Raw genomic sequence first — 22,494 nt, 5'->3', positions numbered from 1 at the left:
GATCCTTCAGTTTTTAAGGAAAACATTATGGCTTTAATTACGAGTTACAATCCTATGCCAATAACTTTCACCCATGGAGAAGGGATTTGGTTGTATGATGAGCAAGGCAAGGCCTACCTTGACGCTTTAAGTGGTATCGCGGTTTGTGGATTAGGCCATGCTCATCCTGATGTCACAAAAACCATACAGCAGCAAGCAGCTAAACTACTCCATACATCGAACACCTTTCACATCAAACAACAAGAATTACTTGCCGAAAAACTAACAACTATGGCAGGCATGGATCAGGTTTTTTTTGCTAATTCCGGTGCTGAAGCCAATGAGGCGGCCATTAAGTTAACCCGTCTTTTTGGCCATAAAAAAGGAATAGAAACACCCTCCATAATTGTGATGGAACGCGCGTTCCATGGCCGTACAATGGCAACTTTAACCGCATCAGGAAGCCGAAAAGTACAAGCAGGTTTTGAACCCTTGGTCCCCGGTTTCATTCGCGCTCCTTTTAATGATTTGGATGCCGTCCATACTATTGCAGCCAATAGAGAGGATGTGGTTGCGGTTATGCTTGAACCCATTCAGGGAGAAGGAGGGATTCATGCAGCAGAAGAAAGTTATCTTCGCTCTTTGGCCAAACTTTGCGAACAACATGATTGGATGCTTATATTGGATGAAATTCAAACCGGGAATGGTCGCACCGGCAAACTTTTTACCTGCATGCACTATGACATTCAACCTGATATTCTGACTACAGCAAAAGGTTTAGGTAATGGCCTTCCTATAAGTGCTTGTCTGATGAGTAAAAAAGCAAAAGATCTATTTAAACCAGGAAATCATGGCTCAACTTTTGGAGGCAATCCTCTTGCATGTGCTACTGCTTTAACGGTGTTAGAAGTTATAGAACGTGACAAAATTTGTGAAAAAGTTACCAAAAACAGTCCGCTGTTAATGGAAAAATTAATTAAAAATCTGGGTGAACATCCCGGCGTTAAAGGAATTCGTGGTAAGGGATATATGATAGGAATTGAACTGGACCGTCCGGCCGCTGACATGCGTTTACTCGGTCTAGAAAATGGCATACTTTTTAACATTACTGCGGATACTGTAGTACGACTTCTACCCCCACTGATCATTAATGAAGATGAGATAGATGAGTTAGTGAATCGATTAACTCTAACAATCAAACAATTTATTCAGAATTAACTACTCTTCATTTTTGTTTAGCCTGTATCCTATGAAATGATTGTTTCAGGTATACGGGCTAAGCTTCGGTTTAATTTTGTAATAGGATTGCAGAACAATGCCGGCGGGGTTATTCCAGATTGATTAGGCCTCTTGTTTCATAAGTTCAAAAAAATCAACTACCGTATCATAAATTTTTCTTATAATTTGATTTTTTGATTTTAAATTCAAACACGTATCTTCTTCCATATTCGTTGCCTGCAGTTTTTGACAAATCAAGTCAAACATATGGGCATCCATTTTCTCTAATTCAGGAAGCATGTGATTGATGCGTTCTAATAGAACATCCTTCTTATTTTTTCGTGATCCAAATAACCTGTTCTCCAATCGATCCATCAAATCATGGAGTTCATTTTCACGACCGCTACATGTAATGCGCATGAAGCCATCATGTTTTGACAACCCAAAATAGGATAAAGGGGTAATCATAAGATTGTCTTCAAATAATAGATAATAGGCTAGCTCTTCATCCGTCTTTACTACACCCGATCTTTGTAAAACGCGAGCAACATCTTTTGGCAAAGGCAGACCGAACATATCGCTAAAGTCAGCAAGAACATAAAAAGTAGCTTCTATCTGATATAAAGGATCGGGCATTGCCGCTCCCATGGCTTTTAACCGTTCAACCACATAATCGACCTTTTTTTTATAAAATGCAGCAATATTATTTTTTTCCTCAGCCCCAAAATTAGCCATAGTTTGTGCGTAAGCTGCTTGGGCTGAACGCGGCGCATGGATAAAGTAGCTTATGTTTTTATTGAGCATTTCATTCATCAAACTGGATTCGAATACTAAAAGAACCGCCATGCGTTCCCCAGCTGCAGACAAGGCCTTTGTTGCAGAACGTAAGATGATCACTCGTTCTTTTAGATCGGGGGCAATTTTTAAGAAGGAAGGCATCTCTGAAAAACTCATTTCAGTATAAGCTTCATCGAAAATGATGTACAAATCAGGATACTTTCGTAAAACCTCCGCAATTTTTTTTAACTCAATTGCATCAATAATGTTTCCCAGAGGATTGGATGGATTACAAATTAGGATGGCTTTGGGCCAGCCGTGATCCATTTCAGCAAGGGAATAAGCTTCCTTAATGCTTTCTTCTGTTGCGCGTGCGGTGAGTTTATATCCCGGCGCATCCATTACATGAATAGGATGCAAGCAATGCAATGGATTGTTGGAATAGGCGCTGTAATAAGGGAAAGGGGTGATAATTCGATATCCCGGAACGTCTTCATAATGAGTATTAAAGGTTTCAAATAATACTCGTAAGGCACCAATACCTCCTACAGTAAATAATACGTTGTGCGGTTTAATTTCAGTCTCATACCAGCGGGACATAATGTCTGCCATTAATTCTCGTGGTCCATAATCACCACGAGGATCCCCATAATCGATAGCAATATCTTCTTCAACCTGGTGAGGGTCTATTTTCCATTTATTGGTTAAATGGTCTAGTTTTTGCCAATATGAAAGATACGATGCAATCGTATGTGAATTAATAGGATAGGTAGGTTTTCCAAGACCTGCAAAGATTAATTTTTTTGTTTCGGATAAACCTTGTGTCTGAATTTCGTCTCTTAAAGTATTAGCCCACAATGCCAACAGCATTACTTTTTCAATCTTATTTGCACAATGTCCATCAGGAGTGAGCATGAGATTACCGGATATTCAGTTTTGCACATTATAACAGAATGCAAATAAAACATGATATCGATTTTAAGAACAATCAATTCAATAAAAAACCTATATTAATAAAAAGTTAGAGATCTTTATCTATGCTATGCTTAAAAATAAGTGGACACTTATTTAATTTTTGTGTCAATAGAGACGATTGACCAAGCCTTAAAATACAGGATAATTCATGTTTGTTAGGTTTGGGCACTCAAAATTACGCTGAATTAAATTTATATTTATCACGGAACAAAATGGCAAAAAAAGAAACTTCCAACACTGCTCACTTAATCGCTGATTTAAAAAAAACAGTTCATACCTTACAAAATAAAATTGAACATCTGGAAGTACAATATGCCCAATTGAAAAATCTGCTTGATGCGGTACCTGGAGATGTCTACTGGAAAGACTTAAACGGTGTCTGGTCGGGTATGAATCAACGCTGTGTCCAAAGTCTTTATCATATGAAATTTATCCATAAATGCGATGAAAATGAAATTCTCGGCAAAACCGATTATGAAATTTTTGGTAAACGAACCGCCAACATCTATCGAGCAAATGATCTGGAAGTGATTGAAAAAAATGTTGAGTTGTCACGAGAAGAGAAAACTCTTTTACCATCAGGCGAAGAGGTGATTTTACTTTCGACTAAAAGACCGTTGTTGAATAAATCAGGGAACATTATCGGCATTCTTGGCAATACCATTGACATAACTCACCTAAAAAAAATTGAATCAGAGCTCAAAAGAGCGAAAGAAAAAGCAGAAGCCGCGAATTATGCCAAAGACGAATTCATTCGCAATATGAGTCATGATATTCGTACACCTTTAAGTGGAATTATTGGGATCTCGAGCATTCTGGAACACGAAACTCAAAATACCCGCGGAAAAGAACATGCGCGCATGATCAACATCAGTGGAGAACAGCTCTTAGCGTTACTTAATGGGGTACTGGATATAATTGCTGCAGGTAGCCAGCAAGAAAATATCATTAACGAATCCGTTTGTAATGTGCAGGATTTAATCCACAGTATTGCAGATCTTGAACGTCCAACCATCGCTTTGAAAAAATTGGATTTATTAATTAGTATCGACTGCAATACACCCGAATGGATAACTACCGATACGGTAAAACTGCATCGAATTTTATTAAATCTTTTAGGAAATGCGGTTAAATTCACGGAAAAGGGTTTTATTGAAATTGGAGTGAGGCCGAAATTACATCATGGAAAAACATTACTTGAATTTTTTGTCAAAGATACGGGGCCGGGAATTAGACCTAAAGATAAGGACAAAATTTTCAAACGTTTTTATCGCGCAACACCTTCATCGCAGGGCATTTATTCAGGGCATGGAGTAGGCTTACATATCGTGAAACGTTATACCCAACTTCTAAAAGGCAAGATAAGGGTCGACTCTACGCTTCACGTTGGAACCACCTTCACATTAACGGTTCCTGCTCAAAGCGCGAATAAACCGGTCGATGCTCAGGAGCCCACTTCGTTCACCTCCTCTGCAAATCGGACAGCTTCTAAAGAAATAAATCATTCTCCTCTAGTGCTAATTATTGAAGATAATGCTATTGCTTTAACTTTGATAGAAAATCTTTTACAACAAGCTGGCATCCGATTTTTCTCGGCCTCAACAGGTACCCAAGCATTAGAGCTATTTCAATCTCATACTTTTGATTGGGTATTAAGTGATATTGGTTTACCTGACACTAACGGAATAGAATTAACTAAAAAGCTGCGTCAGTATGAACAAAGCCATAACCATCCTCCCACCCCCATCATTGGTTTGACGGCCCATGCAATAGCTGATATTGAAAGTGAATGCCTAAATGTTGGGATGAACCAAGTAATCACGAAACCACTTCGCGCTCATTTGCTACAGGAGCTATTAGTTCGATATAGCAATTCCAAATTTTCACCAACTAATGGGCCGATCACACCGCCAGAATCTAGTTTGCAATTTGATGAGTATCCTTTATTTGATCGTACTGAGGGTATTAACAATCTAGGTTCAGAAGAAGCACTCAAAAAAATACTGCACCTTCTTATCGAAGAAAATACCAAAGATTTAATTAAAACTGCTCAAGCCTGGGACAATCAAGATCTTGTTGAAATCAACAAGTTAACGCATAAAATGAAAAGTAGTGCACTTTATTGTGGTACCCTTCGCATGCGCCATACCTGTGAGATATTAGAAGAACACTTTCAAAAGAATCCGAAACTCTACCCTCCGACACTCTACGAACAACTTCTTAAAGTTCACCAAGAAACGGTGAACGCTTTACAAAAGTGGCTTAACCAATAACGAAGAGGGTATTCGGATAAAGCATCCATTCCAAGTGAATTAACCTAACTTAAGGATGCCTTAATGCTGATCAATGTATACTTAAATGAATCAGAAATAACCCAAAGAATATTGATGACAGGCTATTTCCCTCTTGGTAACTTGATCTATCCGTATTTATTTACTAATAAACCCTCTCGCTTAGGATACAGCCTTGAAGAGCGCGGTAACGTGGTTATTGTGCATAACTCGATACCAGTGGAATCACTTAACGTTTTCTTGAATTATCTTGAAGAAAACAATTTAACCAATAAGCATGTTCTCTTTGGAGTTGAAGGTCAGGGAGCCACTGAACAGCATATTGTTACCATGCATCTTCCACCCAATGGAGTACCTAAAATCTATGATTCCAAGTACAGCAATCCTAAACGTTTTTTTGCGAGTAATCGCTCAAAAAATACTGTCATCGGGATCCTGGGAGCTGCATTTCATTCTTTAAACCCATGGGCAAGCAAAGAGCTTAATGTCGATTTAAACCATATAAGTTCTAAACGAATTCCTTCTGCAACTTATTACTCTTTGGGGACCCAATCTTTTTTTGATGGGATTACTTGCGGTTACCATACAGGCAGTCTCATCGAGATTTTAGCAGATAGGTTAAACAGCAAGTTTGATCCTTCTCCCCAAAACCTATTAGACGCTCTAAAAAATCCAGTAACCGATGCAGCAGCAAAACTCCAGACTCAAAACGCCCCCAAAACTCTAGATATGTCAATTTTTTCCTTTTGGAAAAAGGCCTGGCAAGATACCTTCTTGCCTCTTATTGATACACAAGTAAGGGATCATTATCATTTTGGTCACTACTTTTTAGGCTGGCCATCTGATCCTAAAGGATCCAAACTCGCTTATTTTATCACCTTAAAATTCATTACTGCTCCGTTAACCAATTTACTCTCGTTTTTTACGGAGTTCCCACTTAATTTTCTGAGTGAAACATTTTCATTCTTAAAAAACATAACACTTTCTTGGGCTCCTACTAATTGGTTCACCCAGAGCATCCGTAGTGCTTTATTGCTTGTTACGATGGGGCTGGAAGGTTTATTTAAAGGGGCTTATTATCTAACGCGCACCATAACCTCGCCCATAACGAGTTTTAAGGAAGCTCAAAAAGTCCATCCCGTTTTAGGATTTCTCAGCGCATTAGCTTCGGTATGTTTTATCGGTGCTGCGGTAGTTGCTCTCTCGTTTTTTGCTCCACCTATTTCGGCAGCACTAATGCCCTCTATGGGGCCAGGAGCACTTACCCTATTGAGTAATCTAGCTTATCCTTTTGTTCAACTTTTTTCTTTAATCAGTGTCTCCCTTCCCACTGCATCAGGGGCGATGCTTTCATTAATGACCCTCATCTCTTCTGTAGGTGTTTTGCATCGGTTAGGAAGGCAAACTATTTACCCTGAAGAAAGTCAACCTGCGAAACACAATGAAATCACGATTAGCGTCGTTCCCTCCGTTGGTAGCAATGTAAGCACGCACCTAAAACGCACAGAAACCCCTTCTGTGAAGCATGAATGGGTTGATGTAGATCCAATCAAATCTGTTAAACCCAGAAATACAACAGGAGCGGCACAAAAAAATACCCCTTCCGTGGAGAATGAATGGGTTGATGTAGGTCAAACACTTTCTAATAAATAGAGGGGTCTATAACGATAGGATCGGCAAAAACTAACAATGACTTCAATCCTGATGATATTCAAGCTACTATAGTGGTCAATTGTCAATAAGAAACCATTTACTTATGAGTATACTGGAAACCCTAATCGCCGAAGTAGACAATGCGCTACGTACTTTATTTCCCCCAGCGCAGCGGATAAATACTCGTCCATCCCCAGCAGAATCATTTACTGACATCGATCTTTCTATTAAAGAAAAGAAACATGTAGCGGGTCTTATGCGTGTCAATCATGCAGGGGAAGTCTGTGCCCAAGCCCTGTATCAAGGCCAAGCCTTAACAGCACATTTAACCCATATTAAAAAACAAATGAGTGATGCAGCCGCTGAAGAAATCGATCATCTAGCTTGGTGTGAAGTACGATTGGCTGAGCTCGGTTCAAAACCAAGTATATTAAATCCTTTCTGGTATGCTGGTTCAATTTTATTAGGAGCATTTGCTGGTTTTGCTGGAGATAAAGTAAGTTTAGGTTTTGTTGCCGAAACGGAGCGCCAAGTTTCAGATCATTTAAGATGTCATTTACAAAAATTACCCCCAAAAGATAAAAAATCACATGCGATTCTCGTTAAAATGAAAGAAGACGAAGAACGACATGCAGCTTCAGCGTTGAACGCTGGAGCAATTGAACTCCCTTACATGGTTAAACAATTAATGCGTGTAGTATCTAAATTAATGACTAAAAGTAGTTACTATGTTTAGTAGCCTGAGGAAACAGAGCAAATACGAAACTAAGGATTGAATGGAGTAGGATAAGATTGCAAAACCTCAGTTTCATCCAAAGCAGAGCGTAGAGATTTCGCATTGCTCACCCAAGATAAACTATTCTAGGTAGGCTGTGTTTTCGTTAGGTTATCAAGCTATGGCACAAGGAGCTATTGCTATGGACACAGCTATTTTATTTACACTTTTTGTTATTTTAGTTGCTTATATCTTTGACTTTATCAACGGCTTTCATGATGCCGCAAACTCTATAGCTACTATTGTGACCACCAAGGTTCTCTCCCCCAAGCAAGCAGTCATATGGGCCGCTTTTTTTAATTTCATCTCATTCTTAGTATTTAATCTCACGGTAGCAAAAACTATTGGCAGTGGTTTGATTGCGTCTGATTTTGTTGATGTCCATTTTATTCTAGCCGCATTGATTGGTGCCATCTTCTGGAATTTGGTTACTTGGTTTTATGGGCTTCCATCCAGCTCATCTCATGCGCTTATTGGGGGGTTAGCGGGCGCCGCTATTGCTAAGGGAGGATTTTCCTCACTTAAAATGTCAGGGTTTGCTAAAGTGATTGGAGGGATTTTTATATCACCCGCACTTGGTTTAATCATTGCCCTGGTTGTTACTTATTTTTTTGCTAAGTTTTTGCGTAACAAAAAAGATACTCAAGCTAGATTTTTTAAAGGGTTCCAATTGTGCTCCTCCGCATTACTGAGCTTAACGCATGGGAGCAATGATGGACAAAAGACGATGGGTATTATTTCCATAATCCTGTTTTCATCGGCATGGATTGAAGGTCCTTTTTATGTCCCATTTTGGGTGGTTATTTCTTGTCAGGCCACAATTAGTCTTGGAACCTTGGCTGGAGGATGGCGGATTGTGCGAACAATGGGAACAAAAATCACAAAACTGGATCCTATGAAGGGCTCTGCTGCTGAAACTGGAGCAGCCGTATCACTGTTTATTGCGACTCAATGTGGCATTCCAGTATCCACTACCTATACGGTAACGGGAGCAATTATTGGCGTTGGGTTAATTAACGGAGTTGGGGGAACACATTGGCGTGTTATTAATAGAATTTTCTTTTCTTGGCTTATTACCCTACCAGCAGCTGCAATAATTTCAGCTGCATTGGTATTAAGTCATATCTAAGAGATGTCATAAACATCTCATCATAGTAATCACCGTTAACTATCTCGCAAGATCCATTTCTAATCAATTAATTCGGCTTCGATTGAACTTCTTCTACCTCATCATGATGCTCTTGTTGGACATCATATTTTGTCCTTTGCTCTTCAAAAAAGTTAGGACCTTGGCTTAATGAATTCTCTATTTGTTGCATGATTAATTGGGGTTCAAAAGTCAAACTCCACAAGCTCTGAGGAACTTCTTCTAATATTTTTTTTAACTCTCTGCAATCTTCTTCTGCAACAAAAGCAATTTCAACCCCACCATTAAGTTCTGTCACAATTGCTTTTGTGTTGTATAAGGCATGTTCCAGGTTATTAATAGGGAGCGAGTCACCACGAGCAAGTTCTTGTAATGCATTTACATTGAAACCATAAGCACCCGGATAACCGTGCAAATAAGATGCATATTCAGGTTCTAATCTTATAATTGATCCATTTGTGTTTTTATTTGTCTTTATTCGGTCTTTTATTTCTATAGATGATTCCATAACACCCCCCATTTCTGTTTATTTAATGATCTTCGGGGCCATTATAAAGTAATTTGTATTATTTTTTAGTCTCTTACGGTAAGGAATTAAATTTATTTATAACATAGAAGAAACATATTGTTGCTCCTATTAGAAATTGCAAAAAGCAGACCCCAACTCGCAAAACATGCGCTTTAAATTATTTTTTTGCTAAAGCACTATTTGAATAACTAAAGACAAAATAAACCACCAGCCCAATAGCCATCCAAATAATAAAACGGATAATCGTCATCAGAGGTAAATGAATAATTAAATAAAAACAACTAAGCATCCCCAAAATAGGAACGTAGGGCATCCCAGGGGTTTTAAACGGTCTAGGCATGCTGGGTTGTTTATAATGTAAATAGAGAACACCGGCGCAAACAATAAAAAAAGCAAACAGAGTGCCGACATTAACCAACTCGGCCAAAACATGTATTGGGGAAAAGGCGGCAAGTAAAGACATTAACACTCCGCAGAGAACAATAACGCGTATGGGTGTATGAGTGTATTTGTTTGTTTGTGAAAAAATCTTGGGTAATAGCCCATCGCGAGTCATGGCTAGCATAACCCGGGTTAGACCATAAAATAATACTAACATTACGGTAGTCAATCCCGCTATTGCACCCACACTGATAAAGCTAGCTACTGTTTTATGACCTAAAACCAATAAAGCATGACTAATGGGCGATGAAACATTGAGGGTGCTGTAGTGAGCTATACCCGTCAATAACCCTGCAACAATAATATATAAAATCGTACAAATAAATAGTGAACCTATGATACCGATAGGTAAATCGCGTTGTGGATTTATCGCCTCTTCGGCCGCTGTAGATACTGCGTCAAATCCAATATAAGCAAAAAATATTAATGAAGCCCCTTTAATTACTCCTCCCCATCCAAAAGGCAAAAAGGGGGACCAATTAGGCGGATAAACCTCCCTTGAAGCAATCACAATAAAAAGTAAAATCACGACGAGTTTGATCATCACCATAATATTATTAACTCGGGAACTTGATTTGACTCCCCAAATTAATAAACCGGTTAAAAATGCAATAATGACAAAAGCCAATAAATTAAAGACCCCACCCTCTATGGGCCCATGCAAAAGCATTTTAGGAAGATTTATTTTTAGTACCATGAGAAAATCATTGGCATAACCGCTCCATCCTACCGACACTGCCGAAACAGAAATGGCATACTCCAATAGCAAGTCCCAACCTACAATCCATGCAATTAACTCTCCAAAACCCGCATAAGCATAGCCATAAGCACTGCCACATCCGCCAATTGAGGCCGCCAATTCCGCATAAGATAAAGCAGCAAAGACACAAGCAAATCCAGCCAATATATAAGAAAATATCACTGCAGGACCCGCGTCGGATGCCGCTACCACCCCTGTTAAAATAAAAATACCTGCACCTATAATGGCCCCAATACCTAAGAAAGTGAGATCAAAAGCAGTAAGACATTTAACAAGATGGGATTCACCATCAAAGGATTCATTAATTTCTTTTTTACGAAACAAGTCCATGGTATGCTCACGATTTTGAAACGTCATAGTTCTATTTATTTATAAGCAAGAACGCTGCCAAAATGGGAAAAGTTAGCTTATAAATTATGTTTGCTGTTTAGATCCCGCATAGGTTTTAAATTAGATGAAAAAAACAACCTTACGAAAGATCGCTACTGGTCTATTGATATTATTTTCTTTAAATACTTACAGTAACAGATCCTCTGTAATTTCATCTACCCCAAAAGCTAACCAAACGCAACTATCAAGCAGTAATAGAACCGTGCAGAATAATGGAAAGAAAAAAGACCTCTTAACGTTTAGCACCGAAGAACCCAAGGGTTGTAAATATTGGCTTCCTATATTTAAGCCTCTTTGTTATCGCCTTCACCAAACATGGACTGAAGGCAACACAGAACTTTATTTCTCAGGTTATGCGTGGCATAACCGCTTTACTTATCCAGCTGAACTATTACAAGAAAAAAAATACAACGAATTAGCTTGGGGTGGGGGATTAGGTAAAGGTTTTTTTGATGAAAAAGGAAATTGGCATGGTCTTTATGCAATTGCATTCCTTGAGTCTCATCGTAAGATTGAACCTACTGTAGGGTATGCCTATTTGAAAGTTGCTCAATTGACCCCAAATTTTAAAGCCGGATTAGGAGTTTCCGTATTACTTACCTCACGTCCTGATATTTTACACAGCATTCCTTTCCCAGGAGCAGTTCCATGGGCGGGTTTATTTTATAAAAAACTCTCCTTAAAAGCCGCTTATATACCGGGTTCCTCAACTAATGGAAATGTGCTCTATCTTGTAGGAGCATACACCTTTGATAAGTAGGTAGCTAAATTGGTTGAAGTCTTCATAGTCCCTAGTCAAACATCTTGAGAACACAGATTAGCGGGAATAACTGTTTTTCTTAAAAGAATGTGTTATGTTTTATAAAACTCTATTAGTCTATGATTTAAAATGAAATCTTTTATTGAACAAGCACAATTTTATGCCGGCTATCATCAAAACATTCAAACACGTTATACGCATATGGCGGGTGTACCGCTCATTATTTTATCGGTGATGATTCTGTTTGGTTTCGTAAAAATTATCGTCCCCGGGGTCTTTGCAACTAATTTTGCCTGTTTAATGACCTTAATCAGCTTAATTTATTACTATCGTTTAAATTGGCAACTCGCATTAGCACTTACTCCAATTATGCTTATCTTATTATTGATTGCAAATTGGTTCAGTCAGGATGGTCCGACCCCATTAGGTCTTTGGTCTTTTGTCATTTTTTTTATCGTAGGCTGGGGATTACAATTCTATGGTCATTACCTCGAAGGCAAAAGACCAGCATTCATGGATAATTTGAGTCAATCACTCATCGCGCCCTTATTTCTGGTTGCAGAGCTCTTTTTCATGGCTGGATTCATGCAATCTTTAAGGGGGGAAATATATGGTATGGAAAGGAATACCCTGTAATTCGTTCGCTATTACTCCTGCTCATCAGCATAGATTGTTTTGCTTTCCAAATGAATTTTACGAAAAAACTGATGAATCAAAGGTGAAAGGATGATTACCATAATTGCAATAAATGCCAGTCCGCTAAATAATGCATAACACCCTGCGAAGATTTTTCCAGGGTCCGTTACCAAATTGGATGCTGGTCCCATCCCGGAAAGAATCATGGACGCGTTCATGAATGCATCAATCCAGGACATATTCTCCAAATAATGATATCCCCACATTCCTATAAAAAGCGCCAGTAAAGTGATTAAAAGCCCAAAAAAAGCATTACGAACCATATGTTGGTAGACATTAGCAGGGGCTAATAATCTTCTCCTTCTTCCCTTTTGCTTTTCCATTTTTACTCTCTGTAAATGAATCGGTGTCACATACTCGCAAATTGCGGCATCATTAGCTTATAACAATGATGAATTTTTTGGTTTCGCTTAAAATCTTGATCAATAGTCTGCGCACTAATATCCTGTACTGAATATTTTTCTTTAAGTTGGGCGTCCAATTTAAATTGCCGCAAATTGGTAGAAAAATACAAAATACCATCGGGATTGAGTAAACGCATAGCAGAATTTATTAAAGAAACATGATCCCGTTGAATATCCAAGGTGTCCGTCATCCGCTTGGAGTTAGAAAAACTTGGCGGATCTAAAAAAATCACATCAAATCGATCGCGAGTAACTCTCAACCATTCTCGACAATCATCTTGCACAAACTGATGTCTCGATAAATCAAGATGATTTAATTTGAAATTTTCTTCAGCCCAACGCAAATAAGTATTGGACAGATCAACATTAATAGTCTGAGCTCCAGCTAAGGCCGCATGAACACTGGCAGTGGCCGTATAACAAAAACAGTTAAGAAAGCGTGTTCCTGGTTTTAATTTCCCAAAACTCAAGCGCATTAAGCGATGGTCCAAAAATAAACCCGTGTCTAGGTAATCATACAAATTAACTTTAAATTTTGCCGGACCTTCTGTGACCACCATGGTGGTTCTACTTTGTCCCAGTTTTTGATATTGTTCGCTGCCTTTTTGTGGTTTACGTTGTTTTACAACGATTTTATCGGGTTCAATTTCTAATACTTTTGGAGTAACCTGCAATACTTCTAAACTTCGCTTTTCTGCTTTATGGGGCGGAACACTTGCCGGAGCAGCATATTCCTGAAGAACTGCATAATCGTTATAAATATCGATGGCATAGGCATATTCAGGCAAATCCGCATCATATACTCGATAACACGAAATTTGGTGTTTCTTGGCCCATTTTTGTAAATGACGATAATTCTTTTCCAGGCGATTAAATAACATCTGTGCGCTTTCAGATAGGTTATTACTCATCATGCCTTTAAGCTCATTAGTCACATGAATATCCAAGCAATAAAGCTTACACTCCAAAGCGCCGTTATATATGGTGTATTGTTTGCTCGCCCGTAATCCTAATGCTTTACCTAAAACAGGGTTAGAGGTCAAAACTGCTGCCTTCCAACCTTGATAATGCGCATGCAAAATCTTACCAAGCTGCTGGTAGAGAGGAACTAAATGGGTCGCATCACTAAGCCTTTCACCATAGGGAGGATTGCATATGACCAATCCTTTTGTTGTGGGAGCATCCATTTCTTTCAATGCTTGGTGTTTAAAATTAACCAAGGGAGCAACACCTGCGTGTTCCGCATTTGCACGAGCTACAGCAATTATTTTGTGATCTGCATCCGTTCCTAATAAAGTTACCGGCAGCGGTTTAACTTGTTGTAAGGACTCTACCCGCAATTTTTCCCATAGTGAGGATTGATGTTGCGCCCAATATTGTAACGACTGATCCTGGCGTAATAAACCTGGAGCAATGTGCGCGGCCATCATCCCCGCCTCAATCACTAGAGTTCCAGCACCACAAAAAGGATCATGCAAAGCATAACCTTTAGCCGCTAATTCTGGCCATTTAGCCCGCATTAGCAATGCGGCGGCGACATTTTCCTTTATAGGGGCGGCACCTGCCTTATGACGATATCCTCTCTGATGTAAACTATATCCTGTGAGATCAAAGCTCACAGTGACCACATCGTTTTTCAAATAGGCATGAATAAGAATTTGTGGCTTCTCTTTGTCTACTGTAGGTCGTGAATGGTCTAATCTACGGAAATGATCTACGATCCCATCTTTAACTACTTGGGCCCCAAACATAGTATTGCGAATGCGTTCGGATGCTCCGTGGAATTCTATCGCAATTGTTTTATCATGCGAAAAAACGGTCTGCCAATGAAACTCGGTACACAGTTGATGTAGTGCCTGCTCATTACTTGCGTACCCACTAAAAAGAATTAATTGCACACGATTAGCTATTCTTGACCAGAGACATAACTTATATACCGTTAATAAATTGGCCTCTCCGTAAACTCCCTGTGGGCTGACTCGCGTAACCGCTAGACCTAATGACTTTAATTCTTCTTCTAATAGATATTCAAGTCCCCGCGGACAGCTTACGAATAAAGAATATTTCATTCTATGATAGACCTCAAATAGCGGAAAAGTGCTTTGGCAGCGCCTGTATTTTTTTCTTTTTGCTGATCATCAACTGCTTTCTTAATTAATTGCCTTAAATGTTGAACATCTTCTGGATGGTAGGCTTCAATGAACGCGGTTAATGCTTCTTTACCTTCATTGATCAAACGCTCACGCCAATGCTCAACTTCATGAAAGGAGGCAGTTACCGCACTTTCTTCTTCCAGTAAACGCTCATAAGCGGCTAAAATTTCTTCATGATCGGCAGCTCTCATTAATTTTCCGATTAGTTGGGCTTGTCTTCGTTTGGCCCCATGACTTTTAATTGCTTTGGCGTCGATAATTGCTTTGTACAAATTTTCAGGAAGGGGAAGCAACTCAAGTTTGGATAAACTCAAGTCGATTAGTTGTACACCCATTTTCTGCAAAAAATCGGCATCTCGTTTTTTCTGTGATTTACTGACTGGTTCATCCATAGGGCATTCTTTTCTTTTTAAAAATTAGCTAATCATACTATACTTCACACGCCCACAAAATGAGCGTGTGAAGTATAACTATTATTCTGCTGTTACAAGGGAAGCTGGTGTTGGGGTTTGTACATAATTTTTGCTGGGTCTGGAACGTAAAAACGAACGTCCTACAGCAAAGAAATTATAAATCAAAATGAACAATAAAAGGAGATGCAACCAGGTAATAGTTAACTGCATAAAAATAGGGATCGTAATAAAGACGCCTAGACAACCTGAAAGACTTAAAATAAGGGTTTTCTTTAAAGGAATTTTATCGTGTTTTAAGAACACCAAAGTAGTTAATGGTTGCTGCATGGCTCCCGCTGTAGTCATAATTGGGAATGCAACTACAGGCGAAATATTCATTAAAAACAGTACACCTTGTACCATTACAAACAAACCAATTCCCACGGAAGTTAATGCACCACAAACCACCATTGCCAGAAAGCCTATAACCAATTTCCATGAATGCAATTCAGTTAATTCACCACCCACAGGTAATAAACGGAATTGATGAGAGATTAACAGTAGGATAATTAGAGCAAAACAACAAACCATCGCCAAACGAATCGCTTGCTTGCTTAAGTGACTGACTACAAAACCACCAAGTAAGCCACCCACACAGGTACCCATAACTAAAGTTAGAAGGGTAGTTAAGTCAACATCAATCAAACCCATAAAAAACAATGATTCGATTGTCCCGGGAATAACTTGGGCGCCATTATTTACTGCAGGCATTTCATCATCACGAAACGTGCCCGTCAATTTTGCCAAGGCCACATTCACAGCAAAACTGCCCACGCCTAAAGTATCTGCGATAAAAGCGATGACTCCGCTTATACTTAATTTTAAATATTGCATCAATGATATAGGCTCAGCAGGTTGGCGAGAAAGTTTGTACACCATCACGACAACGCAAAGCAAGCTTAATATCAGGATGCTTAAAGTAATAAAAAAGATGACCATTAAAATTTTAAACTTAAAATTAAAAACTTGATAATTATATACTAATTATGTTGATCGGGAAATAACATGTAGAGCAAAAAAAATGCTTTATGAATTACCCCAGCACACAAATGGAAAACATTTGCTCGATTATCCAAAAAACTGATCGAGTCTTAAATGCATGCAGCAAAATGAACAAACTTCTCCCACCCCAACAAGAGAGTTCTCGTCCGAGGCAGGAAAAAGATAGTGCTTTAATTGGCTTTACAAGTGGTGGTACTCACACCTACTTGGCCAAACACCGATTTAACAATTTGTGATTCAATTTGCAAATCTTTAGCAGCATAAAGAACCCCACAAGCACCTTGAGTAAAGTTCGTCGTAGGAGTCCAGTATTTACTGTTGGCAATAATCATCGCCTGATACGCTTTTTTAATTCCCACATTCTTAGCCAATAAATAAAAGGCCTTATTAAACACTCCGCTTGCTGTATGCACAATAAAACTTTGTCTTTCTTGAGGATTGGATATATGTGACTTTGCATATGCCACTAAGTCAGGATAACTAATGGCGCAATAGGCTCCCTGACTTTGCGCTAAATTTTTATCCAAACAATCTGCTGAACTGCCATCAGAAGAAGGGAAATCCATAAAGCGTAAAGCTTTTCCAAATGAATCTCGAACTATAGTCTCACCAATACCCCAGGTTACCGTATTGGGTTCCAGGTACAATTTATTATAAAGTTGCGGGAATTTTTCTAAAAGATAAGCACGTGATGCTTGTCCTGCCATATCAGACAAGGATTCATTAAGAGCACCGGATTGATCATGGTATTCAAGACCTGAATGTTGCTCGGTAAAACCATGTGTGACCTCATGGCCTGCGACATCAAGAGAAACTAGGGGGTAAAAATCCTCACCATCCCCAAAAGACATAAATTGTCCATCCCAAAATGCATTGTCATAATGTTGTCCAAAATGGACGCGCATAACAAGTTGCATGGGGGCCCCATTAGAATCTTGTAGTGCATTAATTCCATACCATTCTTTATACATATCTACTATAGTCTGGCCAAAATAATACGCATCGTTGGTTGGCGAAAATGCACCATTGATATTTTCTTCTGTATTCTTGCTACATGGATATTGAAATGGAGTAATCACAAGATCATTCCAGTCCCAAGCAGATGCTAGATTAACTAATTTTACTTTTGCAGTATTCATCACACATTGGCTGCCACTTTGGGTTACTTCCAAGAAAGGCAGTCCATCTCGTCCATACCAATACTCATGAACTTTTTCATTGCCCCCGGGACCGATATCCATGTAATTTTTTATGTTATTCCACTGTTTGGTGATTGCCCCATTTTGTGCATCTATAATGAAAAATGGCCAGGCAGGTTTGTTATCCGTTTGCGTTGTTTTAAATGAAACCTGATAAACCAGTTTCAATTCATTATCTTGGTTCGCCCTAATTTGTAACTCACTCAACTCGTCATTAATAGGCGCTTCAGAATTAAAACTAAACCAAGATTTTTTGGCCAATTCAATAGCTTGTTTCGAAGTTAGAGTAGGTTGAATATTCAGCTGAATGTCGTTAAGTAAATGACCATTTACTTGTGCATCCTCTTTAGTAATCATGACTTGTGCACCCACAACAGGGATACCGCGATATATTTGTTGATACCGCAATATCGTTTTTGAGTGCTCCTGAGTTTGACTTACAGGTTGTAGGGTATTTTTTTCTAAAATTGGGGCTGCTGTTCGTGCACTTACTTTTGCGGGTGGTTTCAGGGAAAATTGATGCAAACTGCTTAGGGGAGCCTTATATAAATCAAGTTCCGTGACTGCAAAGGCATCATAAGTGATAAAAACAAGAGCAAAGCTTAGAATTTTTTTTAACATAAAAATCACTCAAAAAATTCACAATGACATCATCATGGCATGAAAATAGCCAATATCCAAGTAAATTGTACAAATATTATTTTTATTCTATTTACCTCAGAAAAATAACTCTTTTTTCAAAGCACAAAAACATTTCTATTGCTCTTGCAAAAAATATAAGCTCTGTATATGGTGGGGCATTGGTATTATAGGACCGTAAAAAAACCATCAGTACTAGGAACAGGCTTTATATCACATTAAGGATAATGCATATGATGTTAACCAAAAAATGGACCGTACTATCCCTTAGTCTCTGCACTATTTTTTCTGCAGCTCAAGCAGGAGTGGTGGAGCGATATCTGCAGATAAAACAAACAGAAAAAATTCCTTTAGTTGCTGAGAAAACCATTCAACTCCACTTCTTTAAACAATTAATCGATCATAATGAAGCTTCAGTAGGGACTTTTTCTCAACGCTACTATATTGATGAAACTTATGGTCCAACAAATGACTCTCCGGTATTTTTTTATATTTGCGGGGAAGCGGCTTGTACTAAACGTGCCCTAAATGGCGCAATCAGAAATTATGCACAAAAGTTCCATGCCAAACTGATTGCTCTGGAACATCGGTACTATGGGGAAAGTTTGCCCTTCAATTCATTATCAACCCAAAACTTACGTTTTTTAACTACAGAAGCTGCATTGGATGATTTGGCTTACTTTCAACGCCGCATAACCAATGAAAAAAACTGGACTGGGAAGTGGGTCGCTTTTGGAGGCTCTTACCCTGGTTCGTTATCCGCTTATTATCGTTTAAAATTTCCTTATTTAGTTGTCGGGGCTTTAGCATCATCCGCGCCAGTAATGGCTAAAGAAGACTTTGTAGAATATGATGCCCATGTGACTCAAGTGGCAGGTTCTCAGTGTGCCAATCAAATGCGAGCGGCAGTCAGTACCGTGGAAGCCAGTTTAAGTGATGCCACGAAATGGAACCAAATGAAAGCGTTATTTGATGCATCTGCGGTTGAAGATCCTGTTGATTTTTTATACTTGATCGCTGACACCGGAGCTGCCGCAGTACAATACGGAATGCGCGATGAATTTTGCACCAGCTTATCTGCAAGTCCAACCCCACTTCAAGGCTATGCTGAGTTTGCCAAAAAATTATACAAGGACATGCATGTTAGTGCCGTAGAAATGACAGCGCAGGGCGCCATGAGCGAAAATCCTAGTGATTATAAGGATGGCTTAGGCATGCGCCAGTGGTACTATCAATCCTGCAAAGAATACGGTTATTGGCAAAATGCTCATCCTAACGCTTCGCTTTCCACTCGATCTTTGTTAATTAATATGGATTACCATCATCAGGTATGCCAACGTTTGTTTGGTTTAACTCAACCTGCTAACACCATAGAACTTAATAACACTTTATACGTTCCTTTAATGGACATCTTAAGCTCAAATATTTATTTTACCAATGGAGAAAACGATCCTTGGTCCACTTTATCCTTAGCAGAAAAAAATGGAAATGCAATTAATCCTAAATTGACCTACCAATTGATCCAAGGAGCCGCTCATTGCGATGACTTACATAGCCCCTCTACATTTGATTCTGATGCATTAAAAGAGGCAAGGAAAACAATGGAATCGTTGTTGGCTACGTGGCTAAATTAAGCTTATTCCTAGCCCTTCTTCTACCAAATGGGAGAAGGGAGTCTATTTTTAAAAATCCTTGTTATCTCCATAGATAAACTACTCCTTGGTTGCGGGAGAAGGAGTAGAGGCGAGAATTTATTGTCCCCACCTTATTTAGGTCGATTGGTCGGCTTATCTTCCTCTTCGTTTTTAGCCCCACTCAAACGTTCTTTCATCATAAGTGTTGCTTGGCCAGGTAAACGCTCTAAAGCCCTACACTTATCCAAGGAATCGATAAAAGAAGCAGGGGATAATGCTTCAAGCTTTTCACTCAGGGGTAATTGCAGTACAGGAGATGGAATATTCTCTACCCCCTTATTTTGCAACTCTTGTATTATCTGTAGGTTTAATTCTTTAATAACCGCTATCGTACAAATACCCACAAATGGAGAACAAATAAGTGTTGCCGGGCTTTTATCTTCCGCTAGGTATTGTTCCAGCGCCGTAGAATCTTGAGAAATAAGTCCCTGATGAAGAGGACCTATTAATTGTCTATCATGAGTTTCACGTTGAATTATTCCGAATTTATGTTCTAACTGGATTAACCAATCATCACCTAAGTGCTTCTTTAATAATTCTTTTGTTTCATCATGTTCAATTAACTTATCCAATTTAATTTTATATTCCTCATTATAGAGAAATTCAGACAAGACAAATTCATCTTTTTGACGATTTGGGTGGAGAAACATGGGCGCACCTTTGGTTGCTTTAATTTCAAAATCCATAGCTTTGGAAGAAACATCGAGATCTTTGGAAAAACCTTCTTTTATCGCCTTTTGAGCATCATGATAAAGCTCAGCCAATGGGGAGTTTTCAACTATTAAACCCAAACGATCAAAGACGGCTAAATCACGAGTGAGAGAGGCTAAATCAGATAAGGCACCTAAATGAGATAAAGTTAACTGATGTGAGCCATCCAAATTAAATTCAGGCCAATGCCTTGATTTAAAGGTTACATTTCTCATCATATTTACCACAGTAAAACTGACTCCTGTATCATGTTTTGACAACTTTCCTAACTCCAGGAGTTGATTATTTAACTCCAGATTACCAATAGCGTTCTCTAAAAAAGTAATAATCTGGTTTTCTTCTGCAACGGTTAAGGCAACGTGAAGCTTTTGGGTATCTGCTTGGATTATTTTCTCCAACAAAAGGAGTACATTCAGATCTTGGCTTCTCAACCCCGTGCCCTGAATTATCTCTTCTCTAGTCATAAAATCACCTGCTCATGCATATGAGTAATAACGAAGCATAATCTCTTCGACTAAATGGTTAACAAAATTAATAAGTAAATTCGGAAAAAATTCATCATGAATGTTTTCTTGTGCTTGGAAAAGCAAATACTGTTGCGCAATAAAATGAATCATTTCCCTGATACGTTCGGGCTTTGCCAAATAAAAAAAACAATCAGGTAATGCAATCATAATTTTATTAATCAATTTTTGAGCATCCGTATCTGAAATGCCCAAAACTAGAGGAATAGCCGAGCTTGTCCTGTATTTACCGTGACGATTTTCTGCACAGTATTGATCGACAATCCTATAGATTTCTTTGGCAGATTGCTCCTTTCGTGGATGCACAGGTTTTACTCCTATTCACTTGTTTAGTTTCAATTCCATTAATTTTATTTTAGACCAAATTTAGTGAACATAAGCCCGTACATCACAAACGCTTAGAATCTACCATTACGATAATCGTCCAGCGCTTGTATAATTTCTTCCTGAGTATTCATTACAAATGGCCCATGTCGCGTTATAGGTTCATGGAGTCTTGCCGCGGCAATCAGAATACATTGGCTTGCAGTCTCAGCGTTCAAAAGCAAATTATCTCCGGTACCAAGTTTTGCCAAAGTATCGTGTTGGACTAATTGCTCACCGATACGAACCGCTCCAGAAATTACTAACAAGATTGTCTGATAATCATGGGGAATATGCTGTTGCATGCTAGCACCAGGAGGTAAAATAATATCAAATAATAAAGGTTGGGTAGCAATACCTGTAATTGGCGAATGAGTTCCTTTATCAGTCGTACCTGCAATGACTTTTACCCGAGCGCCTGAATCATGCGTTTCCACAGGTAGCTGTTCGCTTTGCATTTCTTGATAAAAGGGCGCACGCATTTTTTCTGCAGCAGGCAAATTCAACCACAGTTGCAAGCCATGTAGTTTGCCATTAGCGGAGGGCATTTCTGAGTGAATAATCCCTTTTCCTGCAGTCATCCATTGAACATCGCCTGCAGCAATAACCCCTTTATGCCCTTTATTATCTTCATGAGTAATACTGCCATCCAGTAAATATGTAATAGTTTCAAAACCTCGATGAGGATGGGAAGGAAACCCAGCCATATAATCTAGGGGCTCGGCACTATTGAAATAATCAAGTAAAAGCAGCGGTTCAAAATCATTGCTTCTCTCTATCCCAATATAGCGATGTAATTTCACACCCGCTCCTTCGCGGACGAGGATACCTTTGATTAATCGCTCTACTTTAATTTCGCTCATGAAATACGCTCCATACTACTAACAACAACTTTGATTTCCTTTTGCTAATATAGCATAGCTCAAAATACATAATTCGATCTTGCTGCTGGGTCTCAGGCT

The 22,494-nt window shown here is 38.9% G+C and carries 19 protein-coding genes; 8 read left to right on the top strand and 11 right to left on the bottom strand.

Annotated elements, in window-relative coordinates; genetic code table 11:
* The first annotated feature begins 27 nt into the window (after positions 1-27).
* On the top strand, positions 28-1,197 hold the full coding sequence (locus tag HBNCFIEN_RS00180; protein WP_182392158.1) for an aspartate aminotransferase family protein: 1,170 nt from the start codon (positions 28-30) through the stop codon (positions 1,195-1,197).
* 123 nt (positions 1,198-1,320) lie between these two features.
* On the opposite strand, the gene HBNCFIEN_RS00175 is transcribed toward HBNCFIEN_RS00180, so the two are convergent.
* Entirely contained in the window at positions 1,321-2,889 is a 1,569-nt protein-coding gene (locus tag HBNCFIEN_RS00175; protein WP_182392157.1) for a pyridoxal phosphate-dependent aminotransferase, read from the bottom strand.
* 272 nt (positions 2,890-3,161) lie between these two features.
* Here HBNCFIEN_RS00175 and HBNCFIEN_RS00170 point away from each other — a divergent pair, with 272 nt between their 5' ends.
* From HBNCFIEN_RS00170 to HBNCFIEN_RS00155, 4 genes are all read left to right on the top strand, one after another.
* Complete coding sequence (locus tag HBNCFIEN_RS00170) at positions 3,162-5,222, top strand: ATP-binding protein (RefSeq protein WP_182392156.1); 2,061 nt, start codon at positions 3,162-3,164, stop codon at positions 5,220-5,222.
* A 63-nt stretch (positions 5,223-5,285) separates the two neighbouring features.
* On the top strand, positions 5,286-6,893 hold the full coding sequence (locus tag HBNCFIEN_RS00165; protein WP_182392155.1) for a hypothetical protein: 1,608 nt from the start codon (positions 5,286-5,288) through the stop codon (positions 6,891-6,893).
* 103 nt (positions 6,894-6,996) lie between these two features.
* Complete coding sequence (gene coq7 / locus HBNCFIEN_RS00160) at positions 6,997-7,629, top strand: 2-polyprenyl-3-methyl-6-methoxy-1,4-benzoquinone monooxygenase (RefSeq protein WP_182392154.1); 633 nt, start codon at positions 6,997-6,999, stop codon at positions 7,627-7,629.
* A 181-nt stretch (positions 7,630-7,810) separates the two neighbouring features.
* Positions 7,811-8,797: an inorganic phosphate transporter gene (locus HBNCFIEN_RS00155; RefSeq protein WP_182392153.1), complete on the top strand. Its 987-nt coding sequence runs from the start codon at positions 7,811-7,813 to the stop codon at positions 8,795-8,797.
* Between the two features lie 67 nt (positions 8,798-8,864).
* Here the strand turns inward: HBNCFIEN_RS00155 and HBNCFIEN_RS00150 are convergent, their stop codons facing one another.
* Together HBNCFIEN_RS00150 and HBNCFIEN_RS00145 are read right to left on the bottom strand one after the other, a co-directional pair.
* Positions 8,865-9,323 carry a hypothetical protein gene (locus tag HBNCFIEN_RS00150; protein WP_182392152.1) on the bottom strand — a complete coding sequence of 153 codons (459 nt, stop codon included), beginning with the start codon at positions 9,321-9,323 and terminating at the stop codon, positions 8,865-8,867.
* A 178-nt stretch (positions 9,324-9,501) separates the two neighbouring features.
* On the bottom strand, positions 9,502-10,875 hold the full coding sequence (locus tag HBNCFIEN_RS00145) for an amino acid permease (RefSeq protein ID WP_182392151.1): 1,374 nt from the start codon (positions 10,873-10,875) through the stop codon (positions 9,502-9,504).
* Between the two features lie 124 nt (positions 10,876-10,999).
* Between HBNCFIEN_RS00145 and pagP the strand changes: the two genes are divergently transcribed.
* Together pagP and HBNCFIEN_RS00135 are read left to right on the top strand one after the other, a co-directional pair.
* Positions 11,000-11,695 (top strand): lipid IV(A) palmitoyltransferase PagP, encoded by a 696-nt coding sequence (gene pagP / locus HBNCFIEN_RS00140; RefSeq protein WP_182392150.1) that lies wholly within the window; start codon positions 11,000-11,002, stop codon positions 11,693-11,695.
* 129 nt (positions 11,696-11,824) lie between these two features.
* Complete coding sequence (locus HBNCFIEN_RS00135) at positions 11,825-12,331, top strand: DUF962 domain-containing protein (RefSeq protein WP_182392149.1); 507 nt, start codon at positions 11,825-11,827, stop codon at positions 12,329-12,331.
* Between the two features lie 11 nt (positions 12,332-12,342).
* Here HBNCFIEN_RS00135 and HBNCFIEN_RS00130 read toward each other — a convergent pair whose 3' ends face one another.
* From HBNCFIEN_RS00130 to HBNCFIEN_RS00110, 5 genes are all read right to left on the bottom strand, one after another.
* Positions 12,343-12,714 (bottom strand): hypothetical protein, encoded by a 372-nt coding sequence (locus HBNCFIEN_RS00130; RefSeq protein WP_182392148.1) that lies wholly within the window; start codon positions 12,712-12,714, stop codon positions 12,343-12,345.
* Positions 12,715-12,740: 26 nt separating this feature from the next.
* Complete coding sequence (rlmKL, locus tag HBNCFIEN_RS00125) at positions 12,741-14,864, bottom strand: bifunctional 23S rRNA (guanine(2069)-N(7))-methyltransferase RlmK/23S rRNA (guanine(2445)-N(2))-methyltransferase RlmL (protein ID WP_182392147.1); 2,124 nt, start codon at positions 14,862-14,864, stop codon at positions 12,741-12,743.
* Positions 14,861-15,340 carry a ribosome biogenesis factor YjgA gene (gene yjgA, locus HBNCFIEN_RS00120; RefSeq protein ID WP_182392146.1) on the bottom strand — a complete coding sequence of 160 codons (480 nt, stop codon included), beginning with the start codon at positions 15,338-15,340 and terminating at the stop codon, positions 14,861-14,863. The genes rlmKL and yjgA overlap by 4 nt, the downstream gene beginning before the upstream one ends.
* Positions 15,341-15,421: 81 nt before the next feature.
* Positions 15,422-16,339: a sulfite exporter TauE/SafE family protein gene (locus HBNCFIEN_RS00115; protein ID WP_182392145.1), complete on the bottom strand. Its 918-nt coding sequence runs from the start codon at positions 16,337-16,339 to the stop codon at positions 15,422-15,424.
* Positions 16,340-16,572: 233 nt separating this feature from the next.
* Positions 16,573-18,222: a M4 family metallopeptidase gene (locus HBNCFIEN_RS00110; RefSeq protein ID WP_182392144.1), complete on the bottom strand. Its 1,650-nt coding sequence runs from the start codon at positions 18,220-18,222 to the stop codon at positions 16,573-16,575.
* Positions 18,223-18,473: 251 nt separating this feature from the next.
* Between HBNCFIEN_RS00110 and HBNCFIEN_RS00105 the strand changes: the two genes are divergently transcribed.
* Positions 18,474-19,874, top strand: a complete 1,401-nt coding sequence (locus HBNCFIEN_RS00105; RefSeq protein WP_255464279.1) for a S28 family serine protease — start codon at positions 18,474-18,476, stop codon at positions 19,872-19,874.
* 131 nt (positions 19,875-20,005) lie between these two features.
* Here the strand turns inward: HBNCFIEN_RS00105 and HBNCFIEN_RS00100 are convergent, their stop codons facing one another.
* The 3 genes from HBNCFIEN_RS00100 to HBNCFIEN_RS00090 form a co-directional block, all read right to left on the bottom strand.
* Positions 20,006-21,109, bottom strand: coding sequence for a hypothetical protein (locus tag HBNCFIEN_RS00100; protein WP_182392143.1), 1,104 nt, complete (start codon positions 21,107-21,109; stop codon positions 20,006-20,008).
* Positions 21,110-21,121: 12 nt separating this feature from the next.
* Positions 21,122-21,475, bottom strand: a complete 354-nt coding sequence (locus HBNCFIEN_RS00095) for a hypothetical protein (protein WP_182392142.1) — start codon at positions 21,473-21,475, stop codon at positions 21,122-21,124.
* Between the two features lie 92 nt (positions 21,476-21,567).
* Positions 21,568-22,395, bottom strand: a complete 828-nt coding sequence (locus HBNCFIEN_RS00090) for a pirin family protein (protein ID WP_182392141.1) — start codon at positions 22,393-22,395, stop codon at positions 21,568-21,570.
* Between the last annotated feature and the right edge of the window lie 99 nt (positions 22,396-22,494).

The organism is Legionella sp. PC997 (assembly GCF_014109825.1).
GTDB lineage: Bacteria > Pseudomonadota > Gammaproteobacteria > Legionellales > Legionellaceae > Legionella.
Note: the sequence above shows the minus strand (reverse complement) of the source record. Positions and strands in the feature narration are given on the sequence as shown.